At 70.7% G+C, this 16093-nt stretch carries 13 protein-coding genes and 1 pseudogene; 7 read left to right on the top strand and 7 right to left on the bottom strand.

Features of this window, described 5'->3' with window-relative positions; genetic code table 11:
* Nucleotides 1-17 precede the first annotated feature (17 nt).
* Genes ACIA5C_RS01710 through ACIA5C_RS01695 form a run of 4 tightly spaced genes read left to right on the top strand, consistent with a single transcriptional unit; the run spans nt 18 to nt 5270 of the window.
* Nucleotides 18-887, top strand: a complete 870-nt coding sequence (locus ACIA5C_RS01710; protein ID WP_396050145.1) for a branched-chain amino acid ABC transporter permease — start codon at nt 18-20, stop codon at nt 885-887.
* Nucleotides 884-2692: an ATP-binding cassette domain-containing protein gene (locus tag ACIA5C_RS01705; RefSeq protein WP_396050143.1), complete on the top strand. Its 1809-nt coding sequence runs from the start codon at nt 884-886 to the stop codon at nt 2690-2692. Before ACIA5C_RS01710 ends, ACIA5C_RS01705 begins: the two co-directional genes overlap by 4 nt.
* The gene (locus ACIA5C_RS01700; protein ID WP_396050141.1) at nt 2689-3399 is read left to right on the top strand and encodes an ABC transporter ATP-binding protein; all 711 of its coding nucleotides are present in this window, start codon (nt 2689-2691) and stop codon (nt 3397-3399) included. The genes ACIA5C_RS01705 and ACIA5C_RS01700 overlap by 4 nt, the downstream gene beginning before the upstream one ends.
* Complete coding sequence (locus ACIA5C_RS01695; RefSeq protein WP_396050139.1) at nt 3396-5270, top strand: FAD-dependent oxidoreductase; 1875 nt, start codon at nt 3396-3398, stop codon at nt 5268-5270. Before ACIA5C_RS01700 ends, ACIA5C_RS01695 begins: the two co-directional genes overlap by 4 nt.
* Here ACIA5C_RS01695 and ACIA5C_RS01690 read toward each other — a convergent pair.
* Complete coding sequence (locus ACIA5C_RS01690; protein ID WP_396050137.1) at nt 5260-7086, bottom strand: TIM barrel protein; 1827 nt, start codon at nt 7084-7086, stop codon at nt 5260-5262. The genes ACIA5C_RS01695 and ACIA5C_RS01690 overlap by 11 nt on opposite strands.
* Before the next feature lie 87 nt (nt 7087-7173).
* Between ACIA5C_RS01690 and ACIA5C_RS01685 the strand changes: the two genes are divergently transcribed.
* Nucleotides 7174-7818: a TetR/AcrR family transcriptional regulator gene (locus ACIA5C_RS01685; protein WP_396050135.1), complete on the top strand. Its 645-nt coding sequence runs from the start codon at nt 7174-7176 to the stop codon at nt 7816-7818.
* A 309-nt stretch (nt 7819-8127) separates the two neighbouring features.
* Nucleotides 8128-10140 (top strand): hypothetical protein, encoded by a 2013-nt coding sequence (locus ACIA5C_RS01680; protein ID WP_396050133.1) that lies wholly within the window; start codon nt 8128-8130, stop codon nt 10138-10140.
* Between the two features lie 15 nt (nt 10141-10155).
* On the opposite strand, the gene ACIA5C_RS01675 is transcribed toward ACIA5C_RS01680, so the two are convergent.
* From ACIA5C_RS01675 to ACIA5C_RS01655, 5 genes and pseudogenes are all read right to left on the bottom strand, one after another.
* Nucleotides 10156-11862: a cholesterol oxidase substrate-binding domain-containing protein gene (locus ACIA5C_RS01675; protein ID WP_396051990.1), complete on the bottom strand. Its 1707-nt coding sequence runs from the start codon at nt 11860-11862 to the stop codon at nt 10156-10158.
* A gap of 61 nt (nt 11863-11923) precedes the next feature.
* Nucleotides 11924-12088, bottom strand: a complete 165-nt coding sequence (locus tag ACIA5C_RS01670; protein WP_396052062.1) for a hypothetical protein — start codon at nt 12086-12088, stop codon at nt 11924-11926.
* A gap of 44 nt (nt 12089-12132) precedes the next feature.
* A pseudogene (locus tag ACIA5C_RS01665) lies at nt 12133-12366 on the bottom strand (ATPase); the annotation flags it as partial.
* A 9-nt stretch (nt 12367-12375) separates the two neighbouring features.
* The gene (locus ACIA5C_RS01660; RefSeq protein WP_396050131.1) at nt 12376-13020 is read right to left on the bottom strand and encodes a dihydrofolate reductase family protein; all 645 of its coding nucleotides are present in this window, start codon (nt 13018-13020) and stop codon (nt 12376-12378) included.
* A gap of 1 nt (nt 13021) precedes the next feature.
* Complete coding sequence (locus ACIA5C_RS01655; RefSeq protein ID WP_396050129.1) at nt 13022-13360, bottom strand: ArsR/SmtB family transcription factor; 339 nt, start codon at nt 13358-13360, stop codon at nt 13022-13024.
* Nucleotides 13361-13590: 230 nt separating this feature from the next.
* On the opposite strand from ACIA5C_RS01655, the gene ACIA5C_RS01650 reads away from it, so the two are divergent.
* Complete coding sequence (locus tag ACIA5C_RS01650) at nt 13591-15216, top strand: methyl-accepting chemotaxis protein (protein WP_396050127.1); 1626 nt, start codon at nt 13591-13593, stop codon at nt 15214-15216.
* 314 nt (nt 15217-15530) lie between these two features.
* On the opposite strand, the gene ACIA5C_RS01645 is transcribed toward ACIA5C_RS01650, so the two are convergent.
* Nucleotides 15531-15926 (bottom strand): VOC family protein, encoded by a 396-nt coding sequence (locus ACIA5C_RS01645; RefSeq protein ID WP_396050125.1) that lies wholly within the window; start codon nt 15924-15926, stop codon nt 15531-15533.
* Between the last annotated feature and the right edge of the window lie 167 nt (nt 15927-16093).

Genomic DNA, 16093 nt, shown 5'->3' with positions numbered 1-16093 from the left:
CGCGCCGAGGGGCAGCGATGCAGATATTCCTTCAGACGATCATCGGCGGGATCAGCCTGGGCGCCGTCTATGCGTTGATCGCGCTCGGCTTCTCGCTGGTCTATCGCACCATGGGGCTGGTCAACTTCGCGCACGGCAACGTGGTGACGGTCGGCGCGTACCTGGCGTCGACGTTCTACCTGTCGGCGAAGCTGCCGTTCGCGGTGGCGATGGTGGTCGCCATCGTGGTCACCGGCATCATCGGACTGGTCATCGAGCGCGTCCTGCGGCCGCTGGAGAACAAGGACTTCGACCTCATGCTGATCGGCACGATCGGCTTCGGCATCGTGCTCGACGCGCTGGTCATCCTGGTCTGGGGTGCGACCGGCCGGGCGGTGCCGTCGCCGGTTCCCGCCGCGCCGCTCGACGTCGCCGGTCTGCGCATCCGCACCTACGACCTGGTGGTGCTGGCCATCGCCGCGATCGCCACCGTCCTGCTCGTGCTCTTCCTGTCCCGCACCAAGCGCGGCACCGCCATGCAGGCCGTTGCCATGGACCACGAGGCGGCCACCTCGGTCGGCATCCACGTGGGACGCAGCAACGCCATCGCGTTCATGATCGGCGCGGGCCTGGCGGCGCTGGCCGGCGGCCTGATCGGCCCGCTGCTGTACGTGAGCCCGGCCCTCGGCAGCACCCTGGGCATCAAGGGTTTCGCGGCCGCCATCCTGGGCGGGTTCGGCAGCATTCCCGGCGCGATCGTCGGCGGCCTGGCGATCGGTGTGCTGGACTCCTATGCGGCCGGCCACTTCCAGGGCTACTCCGAGCTGGCGACGTTCCTGGTCTTCACGGTGATCATCATGATCCGGCCGACGGGCATCTTCGGCGAGCGGACGGTGAACCGGGCATGAGAACGCGCTACCGGCTTCTGATCCTCGCGCTGATCGCCGTGCTGGCGTGGCTGCTCCCGTACGGGCTCAGTTCCTACACCATCCACGTGGCCAACGTGATCCTCATCTTCTCGGTGCTGGCCGTCGGGCTCGGTCTGTGCATGGGCATCGGGGGCCAGGTCAACCTCGCGCAGGTGGCGTTCTTCGGCGTCGGGGCGTACGCGACGGCGATCCTCACCACCAAGGCGGGCCTGGGGTTCTGGCTCGGTGCGGTCCTCGCCGTCCTGGCGACCATGGTGGTCGGCCTGATTGTCGGCACACCGGCGCTGCGGGTGCAGTCGCACTACCTCGGCATTGTGACGCTCGGGCTGGCGCTGGCCTTCACCAACTGGGTGACCAACGCGCAGATCGCCGGCGGGGCCGAGGGCATCTCGGGGATCGCCGTGCCGACGATCCCCGGCATCGACCTCACCAGCGAATACCTCTACTACTACCTGGAACTGGTCGTCTTCGCCGTCATGCTGGTGTTCGGGCTGTTCATCGTGCGTACGGGTCTCGGCCGGCGGATGCGCGCCACCCGCGACGACGCCCTGGCGGCCGGCGCCCTCGGCGCCGACGTCCCCGTCCTGCGGATGACCGCCTTCCTGCTGGCCAGCATCTACGGCGGCGTCGCCGGCGTCCTCTACGCCGGTCTCATCCAGTACGTCTCACCGGAGTCCTTCAGCATCTCCACCATGTTCCTGCTGCTCGCCATGGTGATCATCGGTGGCCGGCAGAGCCTCGTCGGCTGCGTGGCCGGTGCGATCGGCCTGTCCGTGGTGCGGGAAGTGCTGTCCGACCATCCGACGATCGCGCAGCTCGCCTACGGTGGCGTGGTCGTGCTGGTCGTGGTCTTCGCACCGAGCGGGCTGGCCGGACTGCCGATGCGGTGGCAGGCGGCGCTGGCGCGCCGCCGGGGGCACACGGTCTCGGCGGCCCGCATGCGGCCGTTCACACCGTACGAAGGGGAAGCCTCCGCCGGCTCCTCGACCACGATCCTGCGGGTCGACGGGATATCCAAGGAGTTCCGCGGGCTGCGCGCGCTCGACGACGTCTCGCTGAGCGTTACGGCCGGCGAGATCCGGGGCGTGGTGGGGCCCAACGGATCCGGTAAGACCACACTGTTCAATGTGGTCAGTGGGCTGTACCGGCCCAGCCGCGGCCGGATCGAGTTCCGCGGCCGCGACATGACTGCCCGAGCGCCCTACCGGCTGGCGCGGGCCGGTCTGGCGCGGACGTTCCAGAATCTGCGGCTCTTCGGTGACCTCACCGTCCGCGAGAACGTCATGGTCGCCCTCGACCGTACGGGCACGCTGTCCAGCTGGCGGTACGTGATCCGGCCGCTGAGCGTCTGGCGGCGGGACCGGACCCGGCGCGCCGAGGCCGACGCCATTCTCGAGCGGTACGGCCTGACCGAGTTCGCCGAGCTGCAGCCGCGGGCGCTGCCGTACGGCATCCAGCGCCGGGTGGAGATCGCCCGCGCGGTCGCCGCCGGGCCGGCGCTGCTGCTGCTCGACGAGCCGGCGGCCGGCCTCAACGGCGAGGAGGTGCGCCAGCTGTCGGAGATCGTCCGGTCGATCCGCGACAGCGGCATCACCGTCGTCATCATCGAGCACAACATGGGACTGGTCATGTCGCTCTGCGAGCAGATCACCGTGCTCGCCGGCGGCCGGATCATCGCCGAGGGCACCCCGGCCGAGGTGGTCGCCACGCCGGCGGTGATCGAGGCGTACCTGGGCGACTCCATGAACGACGACATGCCACCGATCCCCGAGGTGACCCGATGACCACGCTGACCGTCGAGGGACTCACGGTGCACTACGGCGGTGTCCGCGCCGTCAACGACCTGAGCTTCACCGTGCCGGCCGGCGACGCGGTCGGGGTGATCGGCGCCAACGGTGCCGGCAAGACCTCCACGCTCAAGGCCGTCATGGGCCTGATCCCGCGACGCATCACCACGCTGCGGTTCGGTGACACCGACCTCACCGGCGTCGCGGCCCGCCACATGGTGCGGCACGGCATCGGCTACGTCCCGGAAGGCCGTCACGTCTTCGCCGGGCTGTCGGTCGAGCGCAACCTGCTGCTCGGCGCGTACCACCGCAAGTGGAACGCCGAGACCCGGGCGACCCTGGCCGAGGTCTACGAGCTGTTCCCGGTGCTCGGCGAGATGCGTCTCCGGCTCGCCGGTGCGCTGTCCGGGGGCCAGCAGCAGATGCTGGCCATCGGCCGGGCCCTGATGTCGAAGCCGCGGCTGCTGCTGCTCGACGAGCCGTCCATGGGGTTGTCGCCGAAGCTGGTCGAGGACATCCTGGCGGTGCTGCAGCGCCTGCGCGCGGACGGGCTGAGCCTGCTGCTGGTCGAGCAGAACGCCAAACTCACCTTCGAGGCCACCAGCAGTTGCCTGGTGGTCGAGAACGGCGAGGCGGCGATGACCGGGACCTCGGCCGAGCTGCGCCACAACCCCCAGGTCCGGCGCATCTACCTCGGGCTGTGACGCTTCCGCTGCTGGGCTCGCCGCTGCAGGTGGGCCCGCTGAGGTTGCGCAACCGTGTGGTCGCCGCGCCGATGGAACGGAACTACGCCGACCGCGAGGGCCGGTCGACCGCCCGCTACGAGGCCTATCTGCGGGCGCGAGCCGCGGGCGGGACGGCACTGGTCTTCACCGAGGCCACCTTCGTACGGCCGGACGGACGCGGCCGGATCCGGCAGCTCGGCGCCCATGACGACCGCGTCGTTCCGGGGCTGCGGGCGCTGTCCGACGCCGTGCACGCCGAGGGTGCGTGGCTGGGCGTGGAACTCAACCATGCCGGGCGGGTCGCCGATCCGGTCGTCAGCGGGTTCCAGCCCGTCGCGCCGTCGCCGGTGCCGTTTCGCGGGCACACGCCGCGCGAGCTGACCACCGGCGAGGCCGAAATGATCGTCACCGCGTTCGGCGCGGCGGCCGCCCGATGCGCTGAAGCCGGAGTGGACGTGCTGTCCGTGCACGGCGCGCACGGCTACCTGATCCACCAGTTCCTGTCCCCGCGCACCAACCACCGCACCGACCGGTACGCCGACCCGGTCGTGTTCCTCAACGAGGTCCTTGCCGCGGTGCGCTCCGCGGCGCCGGCTCTCTTCCTGCGGCTGTCCGCCTTCGAGGGCGTACCGGGCGGGCTCGACCGGACGGCCACCCTGGCGCTCGCCCGGCGTCTGCGGCTCGAGCTGGTCGACGTCATCGACGTCTCGGCCGGCTGTTACGAGGCGGGGGAGTGGATGGTGCAGCCGGGCGAGGTGCCCCGTGGGGTGCTCGCCTCGGCGGCGTCCGCGTTCCGGGCCCTGGGCAAGCCGGTCTGCGTCGCCGGGCGGATCCCTACCGGCGATGCGGCGGAGGACGTCCTGCGCTCCGGTGCCGCCGACCTTGTCGCCGTGGGCCGGGCTCTTCATGCCGACCCCGGATGGACGGCGACCGTGCTGCGCGGTGCTGAGCCGCGGCCGTGCATCGGCTGCAATCAGGGCTGCATCGACGAGCTGCACACTCAACGGCCGATCTGGTGCGTGGTGAACCCGTCCACCGGCCACGAATGGCAGCCACCGGTTCCGCCGTCGGGCGGGGTCGGCCGGGTCGTGGTTGTCGGTGCCGGGCCGGCCGGTCTCGAGGCGGCGCGCCGAGCGGCCACCGCGGGCCATCGGGTGACCCTGTTCGAGGCGCAGTCGCGGATCGGCGGCCAGTTCCGGCTGGCGTCCGAGCTGCCCAGCCGGCCGGAGTTCGGGCGGCTGCTCACGTGGTACGACGCGGCGCTGAAGCGGCTCGGAGTGGACCTGCGGCTGTCCACCGCGGCTTCCCCGGCGTCGGTTGCCGCGCTGGCGCCCGATCTGGTCGTGGTAGCGGCCGGCGGCGTAAGCCTCATCCCGCCGGTGCCGGGCGCGGACCGGGCACGCGTCACCGGCCTGCTGGAGTGGCTCGCCACGAGTCCGCCGGTGGACCGCGCCGATGTCGTCACCGTCTGGGGAGCCGACCGGGCCGGGATCGCGGCGGCCGACGCGATCGCCGCGGCCGGGCAGCGCGTCCTGCTGATCGGTGCCGGCGAGGAGCCGGCGCCGGAGGCCGGCTTCCGGGAGAAGGTGCTGGTGGTGCGGCGGCTGGCCGGCAACCCGGATGTGGAGATCCGGCTGGGCGCGACGGTGGAGTCGATCGAGGACGAGGGTTTGCTGCTGGGTCGCGACGGGCGGCTCGAACCGGTGCCGGTGCGGGGACCGGTGCTGGTCTCGCAGGGCACCGTGCCGCGGCCGGTCGACCTCGGCCCGGGTGACTGGCGCGCCGTGGTGCTCGACGAGACACCCTCGGCGGCCGAGGCGATCCGGCTCGCGGCCGCGATCAGGCTGTGACCTCGGCCCGCAAGCGTTGATAGCGGTGGGCGGCCATCCGGACCGGCTCGTTGGCGAAGCCGTAACCGCGGTAGCCGGACACCCGCTGCACGATTTCGACGAAGACCCGGGTGCCGGCCATCGGCGTGAACAGCTGCAGGTAGTGGCCGTACTCGTCGCGGTCGTACATGGCGCCGAGCGTGCGTAACGTCCGGGCCAGGTCCGCCGGCAGTTCGATCCGGGCCTCCAGGTCGTCGTAGTAGTTGTCCGGGATCGGCAGGGGCGAGACGCCGGCATCGAGCAGTGCCGCGGCGGTCCGGGCCAGGTCGTCGCTGGCGAGCGTGATGTGCTGGGGATGGGTGATGGCCGGCGCCCAGTCGCCGCGGCGCAGCACCGGAACGCTCAGCGCCAGTCGCACCCGCCGGTCCGGGTCGCGGACGGCGAGCGTACGGACAAGTCCGAACGGCGCCGCGAACTCGCCCGCTTCGTCGCCGGTCAGACCGAGCACGCTGCGGTAGAACAAAGCCGCCTCGTCGAATCGGTCGAACGGCTGGGCCAGCGACAGGTGGTCGATCGCGGTGATCCCGGTGCCCGGTGCGGGCGACTCCCCGGTCGGCAGAAAGTCGCCGAGCCACCCGGTTCCGGCCTGCTCGGTGCGGCAGAAGAACACCTCGGTGCCGTCCGGTGCGGCGACCGCGGTCAGGTCGGCCTCCCGCTGCCCGCGGCGCCGGGGGAGCGGCTGAGCCAGCAACTGCCCGGCCCGGCGGGCCGACTGCTCCGGCCGGTCGCTCTCCAGCGCGAAGGCACGGATCGCCGCGGAGGCCTCGGGAAGGTGCACGGTGCCGGAGTTGAGCAGGATGCGGGCGCGCTGCTGCTCCCACAGCTGGACCGGCTTGGAACGGTGCTGCCCGGTGTGTGCAAATCCGAGTGCCCGGAGCAGTTGCTCCAGGGCGGGACCGGACTGCCCGTCGACGCCGATCTCGGCGAAGGCGATGCCGGACAGGCCGGGGGCCGGGGTGAGGGCGGCCTCGATGCCGTCCTGCAGGGCGATCAGCGAACGCCGGGCGTCGATGGCGGTCCGGCGCGGATCGGCCTGCCGGAACACGTCGTTGAACACTTCCAGCGACAGCGGGCCGGTGTAGCCCGCGGCCAGCACGGCCCGGGTGAAGCCGGCCAGGTCGAGGCCGCCCTGCAGAGGAAACAGCCGGTGGTGGCGGCTCCACTGCAGCACGTCCATGTGCAGCCGCGGCGCATCGGCCAGCTGCAGGAAGAAGATGCGGTCGCCGGGAAGTTCGGCGATCGCGGCGTAGTCATCGGTGCGGGAGAGCACGTGGAAGCTGTCCAGGCACAGCCCCAGGGCGGGATGGGCGGCCCGGCGCACGATCTCCCACGAGTGCTGCCAGGTGGAGACGTGCCGGCCCCAGGCGAGTGCCTCGTAGGCGATACGCATGCCGCGCTCGGCGGCCAGTTCGGCCAGACGGCGCAACTGTTCCGCGGCCAGCGCGTCGTCGTCGACGGTGTCCGGGGCGACCGATGAGCAGACCAGGATCGTCTCGGTGCCCAGCCGTTCCATCACGTCCAGCTTGGCCCGCATGCGGCGCAGTACGGTGGCGAACCGGTCGGGAGGTGCGCCCTCGGCGTCCCGGAACGGCTGGTACAGATCGATGGACAGACCGAGATCGGCGACCCGGCGGCGGATGTCGGCCGGAGAACGGTCGGAGGCGATCAGATCGTTCTCGAAGATCTCGACAGCGTCGAAACCGGCCGCTGCCGCGGCGTCCAGCCGGTCCTCGAGGGCGCCGGACAGGCATACCGTGGCGATGCTGGTGCGAGCCAAGACGCCCTCCCCGTACGGGTAATGTACGAACCGGTACGTACACGGTAGCCATCTCACCCGCTAGAGTCGACCCGGGGAAGGGGTCACATGACGGCCGAGACGGCGAAGGAACGGGTACGGGACGCCGAGCGCACCCGCGCCGAGATCATGGAAGTGGCCACGCAGGAGTTCGCCCGGCAGGGCTACGACGGCGCCCGGGTCGACGAGATCGCGGCCAAGACCCGCACCACCAAGCGCATGATCTACTACTACTTCGGCGGCAAGGAAGGCCTCTTCCTCGAGGTGCTGGAGCAGGCGTACCGGCACATCCGCTCGCTCGAGCAGCAACTCGACGTCGACCACCTGGAGCCGGTCGAGGCGCTGCGTCAGCTGGCCGAGCTCACCTTCGACCACCACGAGTCCCATCAGGACTTCGTACGGCTGGTCGCGATCGAGAACATCCACAACGCCGAGCACCTGCGGCGCTCGAAGTCCCGTGAGGTGCTGGCCGCGCCCGCGCTCGACGTGTTGTCGCGCATCATGGAGCGTGGTCGCGCCGCCGGCCTGTTCCGCGACGACCTCGACGCCCTCGACGTACACATGATCATCAGTGCGTTCTGCGTCTTCCGGGGCGCCAACCGCTACACCTTCCAGGCCATCTTCGACCGCGATCTGCTGGATCCCAAGCTGCGGGCGCACCTGCGGCAGATGCTGGGCGACATGGTCGTCGCCCACGTGACCGCGGCCGCCTGAGCTACGAAGCCGCCCTGATGCCGGCGGTACCCGATATCCGCCTGGCGGGGTCGGGTAACGCCGTAGCCTGGAGCCCGGGCCCGGGGTGCGCCGGCCTCTCGACGTCTTGTCGCAGTGCTCGCGCCGCAGGATCGTGACCGCCCAGCGCCTGGCCACGCCTTCCCCGAGCCCGGAGGCGACCGGCGGCGGTGTGCCGGAGCCGGAACGGGTCGTCCGATGGTCTCCTGGCGCCGGCCGGCGAACGGATGCCGTTTCGGCACGTCAGACGGTCAGAATGCAGGACAGGACGACCGGAGAGGACACCGTTCGATGCCGCACCGGTTCCGGGCCACCCTGCTGGTTGTGCTCATCCTGCTCGCCACCACCTCGTGCGGCCTGTTCGGCGGCGGCCACCGCGTCCACAAGTCCGGAGGCAGCGTGACCTCCGACGACGGCAAGGTGAAGGTCACCTTCGGCTCCGGGCAGCTGTCGCAGGACACCCGGGTGACCATCACCGAGAACGGGGACGGCCCGGCGCCGGTGCAAGGGTTCCTGCCGCTGACGCGGCCGTTCGACATCAAGCTCGACCACAGCGCGCGCGGCGGCACCGTCACCGCGGCCTGGCAGCCGCCGCCCGGGTTCGCCGTCGACCCGGGCCGGGTGGTCATGTTCGTCGAGGAGAACGGCGCCTGGGTGCTCGTGCCCAGCACCGTCGACGCGGGCGCGCACACCATCAGCGGATCGTGGCCGCACTTCTCCTGGGGTCACATCGCCTACTTCAACCCGCTGCAGGCCGCCGCGAACACCATTTCCTGGTCCATGGTCAAGGCGAAGGACGGCGCCGCCTGGGTGGCCGATCGCAGCGCCGACGCCGCCAAGCTGGTCGCGTCCGCCGCGGTCGGCGTGACCGGCGGAACCCTGGACACGGTCAAGTGTGAGTCGACGGCCAAGGAGTGGACGGTCACCGACAGCGCCGGGATGACCGGCTGCGTCGCGGCCCAGAAGGGCGGGATGTGGCCGGCCAAGGTCAACGACCGGTATCCGTACCCGTTGCTGGTTGATCTTCCCGACGGCGCGATCGGCCCCGGCGCGGCCGATCTACTGGACAGCTTCGACCCGATCGAGCTCGCGATGGCCATGGTGCTGTCGCGCGACGACAAACTTTCGGTGCCGGCCGGCGACACCGTGCCGTTCAAGCTGGCCGGCGACGCGCCCCGGACGCTGGTCCTCGATGCCCGCCTCGACGCCCGGATCACCGCGGCCAAGCTGCTCGGCGTGCTGGCGACCGTACTGACCGACGGCCTGTCCGCCGAGGAGCTCTCGGCCGCCCGCGCCGAGCTGGTGACGGTGCAGAAGGGCCTGGAGGACGGCTTCATCGCCGCCCGCAAGAACCGGTCGGGGGCCTACACGATGGCCGAGTACCTGGCCGACACCCAGTCGGACAACGGCCTGGTGGGGCTGCGCAAGAAGGCCCTGCGGCAGGAGACCAGCAATTCGAGGGCCACCGACGCGATCGACGGGTTCTTCGACTGGGTCGACCTGATCGCCTGCGGCACGACCTCGACGCTGAAGGCGAAGGAGGCCGGGCTGTCGTTCTCCAAGCAGGTCGACGCGCTGCTGGACGACATGTTCGGCAAATGCTTCCCGGTCTTCGCCCGGGCCAGCGTCACGCACCAGTACCGGGCCGAGATGGCGAAGCTCGACCCGACGGAACAGCTCAAACGGGCCGGCGACCTGGCCACCGGCCTGGTCGAGCAGGCACTGGACCTGCGCAGCCCGATCGCGGTCAGCTTCTCCGGGCTCGTCGACACGCTCAGCCTGGGCCGGACCGACACGTCCAAGGCGAAGGTCACGTTGACCAGGCCGCTCCCGCAGAGCCGGTTGACCGGCGTCAACTGGGTCGCCGTGGCCGGCGAGCGCATGCGCTGCGGGGAAACCGGGGTGGAACAGTTCTTCAAGACGGTGTATTACGACATCACCCGGGACGGCGTACCCGATTCCTTCGTACTCCTGGACTGCGTCGTCGGCGCCGGCCGCAGCCCGGACATGATCTTCATCTACGACGGCGCCTCCGACCCGGCCGCTCCGCAGCTGCTCGGGACCCGGCCGGCCACCATGCCGGGGCCGTACTTCACCGGCGGCTGCCTGCAGTTCGACGGCCGGGTCGTCACCATGCTGTCCCGCGACTACCGTCGCGACGACCCCGACAGCGCGCCGTCACTCGGCGTCAAAGTGCTGGCGATGTGGACCGGCGGCGCGCTCGACTACGGCCAACCGGTCCGGTTCGCGCAGGACCCGGCAGCGCTGGTGAAGGGCTGCACGACGACGCTGCAGCCGCGGTGACCGTACGCCCGGGGGTCAGGCGCGCAGGAGCCGGTCGAGGAAGGGATTGCTGAACACGCGCGCCGGGTCCAGCCGGTCCAGCGTCGACACCGCGGTGTCCCAGCCCGGGCACAGCGACGACGGCACGGCCCGGCCGAGCACATCCGGGTCGCTCCAAGCCGCCTGGTCGGTGTAAGCCCAACCCTTCGACCACTCCACCCGCGTACTGGGGTAGGCGGCGAACAGATAGCGCTCCAGCTCCCGATAGAAGCGGTCGGCGTCGGCCGTGCCGGGCAGCGTCAGCACATCGAACCAGACCGCCACCTGCTCGGCCGGGCGGTCGGGGTCCGGCCGCAGCGCGGACAGGGCCGGCGCCCGGGCTCCGGCGACGGCCACGTCGGCCGGGTCGTCGACGCCGGTCACCCGAATCTCCACCGCGCCGTTGACCGGGAATTGGCCCCGGGCCGCGTACGCCAGCAGCCGGGCGGTGAAGAAACCGGTGAACGCATGGACGAGCACCTGAACCTGCGAGCGCGGGACGCGCACCGCGTACCCGTTGGCGTGCACGTGCAGGGTCGTCGGCCGCACGTACAGCTGAAGGTTCTTGGCCGCGCCCCACAGGTCGGCGGAGACGGTGGCGCGCAGCCCGGCGGCGGTCGCTGCGTACTGCGCCTGACCCAGGGCCGGGGCCAGCTCGTACTGCCCGGCCAGGATGCGCCCGGCGAGGTCGGCCACCGGCGTCGGAACGTTGTCACTGAACGGGTAGTTGTAGGGCCCGGTGACCGGCCGCGCCGTCGGCGGCCGCTGCGGGCTGACACTCCACACCTTCAGCCAGGGACGGGCGGTGAAGGGGAACCAGATGGCTTCCACGCGTCCGGTTGCCGCGAGGAAGCTCTCGAGGGTGCGCCCGCCGGCGCCGGGCGCCGCGAACAGCTCCGCCGCTCCGATGTCGACCCGGCTGACGCACCGCAGTCGCGCGAGCGGCCCGGCGAGCAGCGTGACCTCGGTGAGGAAGGCCCTTCCCAGGTTCGTCAGCAGCGCCGCGCAGTCCGGATCGGTGCGCTCGAAGGACCGTGTGACGTAGGCGCCCGCGTCCTGGTCCCAGACGACCGCGGTCAGCCGCAGGACCAGGTTGCTCAGCGACCCGTAGGTGGTGCCCGGCGGCCGGGTCTCCCCGTCGGCCGGTACGGCGGTGCCGTGCGCGTCCACCGCCAGGACGCCGCCGACCGACAGGTCACCGGGGGCCGGGGTGGCGGTCAGCCCGTAGCCGGCCGCCTCCAGAAATCCGAGCAGCGTCTCCATCGCCGCGCCCGGCTCGACGCGTACGGTCACGGAGCCGGGCTCGGCACCCGGGCCGTCGAGCGTCATCGCGCTGAGGTGCTGGGTGTCGACGAGCACGACGCGGCCGCCGCAATCGGTGCCGGCGGTCAGGGTCAGCGGTGACCAGCCGTGCCGGAAGCCCTGCGCGCGCAACGCGTACCCGTGGCCGTACGCCCAGTTGGCCAGCGTCACCACGTCCTGGGCGCTGCGGGCGACGGCGATCCAGACGTCGTCGACCCGCAACTCGCCCGCCCAGTTCCGGTAGGCCTGCCGGTAGTGCTCCACGCCCGCGGGGAAGTCCGGCGGGACCGGACAGCCCTCGTCGGCCGAAGCCGCCGCGGCGGGGGGTACGGGCGTCCACATCAGACCCAGGGCGCCGGCGGCCGCGGTCAGGATCCGGCGTCGAGGCATCGGCTCGGTCATCCGGCCATTGTGTTCCCGCCTCGGGGCATCCGCACTTGGATCTCCGGCCGGGGAAGGTGGGTCACGCGACGTAGTTGCCCAGAGCATCGAGCAGGCCCCGGGTGCCCGCCTCGCGGTTGGGTCCGTCGGCCCAGAACTGGTCGAAGAAGACGCCGTGCTCGACGTGGGTGAACCGGGTGCCCGCGCCGATCGGCTCGAACTCGAGCGACGCCACCGATGTCGACATGTGGATGCCGTCGTGACGATGCGGACGTGCTCGACGATGTCGGTGTACGTCGCCTCGTACCGGGAGACCGGGCCGTTGTGGAATTTGCCCTCGGCGACGTCGCGTCCGCCGACGCGGAAGTCGAACGCCCACTCGCCGGGCTCAATGGCGTCGCCGGCGCCCCACCAGGCCAGCTTCTGCTGCTCGTCGGCGAACGCATCCCAGACGCGTTCGGGGGCAGCGGGATAGTCGCGGGTCAGGGTGAACTCCGCGCGGGCGAGCCGGCGTTCGATCGTCATCTGGGTGTCCTATCGCGTGAAGGTGACGTGGATGGTGCCGCTCTCGGCCACTTCCGTCGTCACCTTGTGGGTGAGCTCGAGGCCGCGCAGGTCGTCCCACAGCCGAGTGCCCCGGCCGAGCAGGATCGGGGCGATCATGACGTGCAGGTGGTCGACCAGGCCGGCGCGCAGGAAGTCGCGCGCGGTGCCGACCCCGCCGCCGACGCGTACGTCCAGGCCGCCGGCGGCCTCGCTCGCCTCGGCGAGCACCTCCTCGATCGCGGTGTTACGGAAGTGGAAGGTCGTTCCGCCCGCCATCGGGATCGGCGGCCGCGGTGCGGTGTGGGTGAGGACGTAGACCGGGGTGCCGAACGGCGGCTGGTCGCCCCACCATCCCTTCCAGTCGGGGTCGTCGGGGAAGGTGTGCAGGCCGAACATGGCCGAGCCCATGATCTCGGCGCCGACGCCCTCGAAGTGCCCGGCGACGTGGGCGTCGTCGATGCCGGTCGTGCCGGCGCCGCTGGTGTCGCCGAAGACGCGCTCGTGGAACGTACGGGTGGCGCAGTTGGCCGCCGTGAGGCGCCCCCAGTCGTCACCCATCGGATTTTCCGGGGTCTGCCCGGCCGAGGTGTAGCCGTCCAGCGAGGCGAACAGGTCGATGCGTACGCGGGTCATGTCAGTTTCCTTCGTCTTTGGTGCGGGTCAAGTGGATGCCGAGCCGGTCGGCCTGGCGTTCTGCGGGGGTTCGTTGCTCGTCGAGCCACAGGTGCACGACGTCGAGGGCGCCCGGCCGCAGGCTCACGGTGCGGACGCGTCCGTGCTTCTGCGACGTGACCAGTCCCGCGTTCTCGAGGACCCGCAGGTGTTGCATGAGCGACGGCAACGCCATCGAGAACGGCGCCGCGAGTTCGGACACGACGGCTGGGGACTTCGCCAGCCGTTCCACGACGGCCAGGCGCGTGGGGTCCGCGAGAGCGCGGAGCACGGCGAAGAGCTCATCGTGATACTTAGGCACGAGCCTTACTATTGCCGAGGGGCGGCGATCGGTCAACCGGCTGATGGGGGTCGGCGCGGCGGGAATCCGACGATGGCGCTCTCCTGATGTCAGACCAGCCGGATTCGGCGTTCCCGCTCAGACGGTCGGCGAAGGCGCCGATGAGGATGCCGGAAGTGGGGGCCGGAACTCCAAGTGACACCGGTTGTGTTCGAGGGCGCCCGATAGACGTTCTGGAGAAGAGACGCGATATGGCTACGGTTACCGGCAGCGCCACGCCCGTACGGATTCGGCGGTCCTTCGCTGACCTCAAGGTCAACGTCAAGATCCTCACGGCGATCAGCATCGCGGTGCTGGTCGCGGTCGTCGTGGGGGTCACCGGCCTACGGGCGCTGAGCGCCGCGAGCGGCTCCGCGCAAATGATCTACTTCAGCAACGTGAACGGCACTCAAGCCGTCGGCGACCTGGAAGCGGCGATGCTCCAGGCGCGGTTGGATCTGGCCAACCACGCGATCTCCTCCGACGAGGCCAACATGGCCAAGTACGAGCAGGCTTTCACCGCCGACCTGCAAACCGTCGCCGGCCGGTTCACCGCGTACGTGGACAGCGGCCCGGCCGGGAACCGCACGGTGATCGACGACCTGCGAACGACCTGGCAGGCCTACGAACAGATCGCGAAGAACAAGCAGATACCGGCCAGCCGAGCCAATGACCTGAAGACCTGGCAGCACACCCGGGACACCGAGGTCACGCCGGTGTTCAGTAAGGTGACCCAGGATCTCGGCACGCTGAGCGACGCGGAGACCGCCGACGCCCGGCAGAACGCCGCCTCGGCGAAGTCGGGCTACCGGTCCAGCCGCACCGCTTCGATCGTGATGCTGATCGTCGGGTCCCTGCTCGCCTTGATCCTGGGCTTCTGGGTCGCACGGCAGGTCGTGCGCTCGTTGAGCAAGGTCAAGAACGTCTGTGACGGACTGGCCGCCGGTGATCTCACCCGTACGACCGGCCTGACCTCACGCGACGAGCCCGGGCTGATGGGCCGGGCCCTGGACGAGGCGTTGAGCCGGCTGCGCCAGACAGTCTCCACGATTGACGGGTCGGCGGCGTCGCTGGCCGGCGCATCGGAGCAGATGTCGGACACCGCGCAGCAGATCGCCTCATCGGCGGAGGAGACCACGGCGCAGGCGCATGCGGTGTCCGCCGCCGCCGAACAGATCTCCCGCAGCGTGTCCACCGTCTCGGCGGGCAGTGAAGAGATGGGCGCCGCCATCCGGGAGATCTCGCAGAACGCCGCCGAGGCCGCCCAGGTCGCGTCCGACGCCGTCGCCCTGACCGCGGCCACCTCGGTCACCATGAACAAGCTCGGCACGTCGTCGGCCGAGATCGGCAACGTCATCAAGACCATCACCGCGATCGCCGAACAGACCAACCTGCTCGCACTGAACGCCACCATCGAAGCCGCCCGAGCCGGCGAGCTCGGCAAAGGCTTCGCCGTGGTCGCCTCCGAAGTGAAAGACCTGGCCCAGGAAACCGCCCGGGCCACCGAGGACATCTCCAGGCGGGTGGAAGCGATCCAGGCCGACACCGACGGCGCGGTCACCGCGATCGAACAGATCTCCCAGGTGATCGCCCAGATCAGCGACTTCCAGACCACCATCGCCTCCGCCGTGGAGGAGCAGACCGCCACCACCGCGGAGATGAACCGCTCCGTCGCCGAAGCCGCCACCGGAACCAACGAGATCGCCGCGAACATCACCGGCGTCGCCGAAGCCGCCCGCCTCACCAGCGAAGGCGTCGGCCAGACCCAGCAGGCCACCACCGAACTGGCCCGGATGTCCACCGACCTGACGACCCTGGTCAACAACTTCCGCTACTGATCGGCCGTGGCGCTTGGCAAACGGCACGTTGACCCGCGCCGACCTGCACGGCGACCAGCTGATCGCCCACCGCCACCTTCCGGTGGCCCCAGCTCGACGTTCAACGCATTTACGAGGACGGGTCCGTCGTGGTCACCACCGGCGAGGGCCGTGGGGTGAGCGTTGAACACGGGCAATTCCGCTTCGCCTTCAACGACCTGTTCACGTTCCACAACGGAGTCATCGCTCGCGTCGACTCCTACGTCGTCCCGCTGCCATGAGCTGGTAATTCCCGGCAGCTACCGAAACGCGGGACCGGGAACGTGCGCCGCCGGTCAGGCCCGGGCAGGCTCGAACAGCTCGACCGGGTTGCCGGCCGGGTCGTCCATGACGATCTGCCGGCCGCCGGGACCGGTGATGACGTCGCTGCGGAACGCGACGCCTGCCGCGCGCAGCCGGGTCACCTCGGCGTGGATGTCGGTGACGAGCAGGTGGATGCGGTTCCAGCCGCCGGGGTGCGGCTGGCGTCCGTCGGGCATGACGCGGCCGGCGGAGCTGGCCGGGCCGGAGAGAAGCAGCCGCAGGTTGCCGCGCCGGATGTCGGCGAACGCCGGAAGGAAAGTGGTGATCGGGGTGAAACCGAGGTGGGTGGTGTAGAAGTCGAGCGTGGCGGCGACGTCGTCGACGAGGTAGCGCACGCTGACGGTGCCGTCATCGATAGGACTGGTCATGATGCCTTCTCCTCGCCGCGGGCCGGCTCGCTGGGCAACCGCCACCGGGCCGGTCGGCCCGCGGCGGTCGCGAACCCGGGAGGCGCGAGAGTGCCGGTTGTCTCCGGCGTCACGCCACGCAGATTACATCAAACGAATTTGATGCAATAGGGGCCGTGAACGAGGGC

Source organism: Actinoplanes sp. NPDC051343, assembly GCF_044455125.1.
In the GTDB taxonomy this organism is placed as follows: domain Bacteria; phylum Actinomycetota; class Actinomycetes; order Mycobacteriales; family Micromonosporaceae; genus Actinoplanes.
Note: the sequence above shows the minus strand (reverse complement) of the source record. Positions and strands in the feature narration are given on the sequence as shown.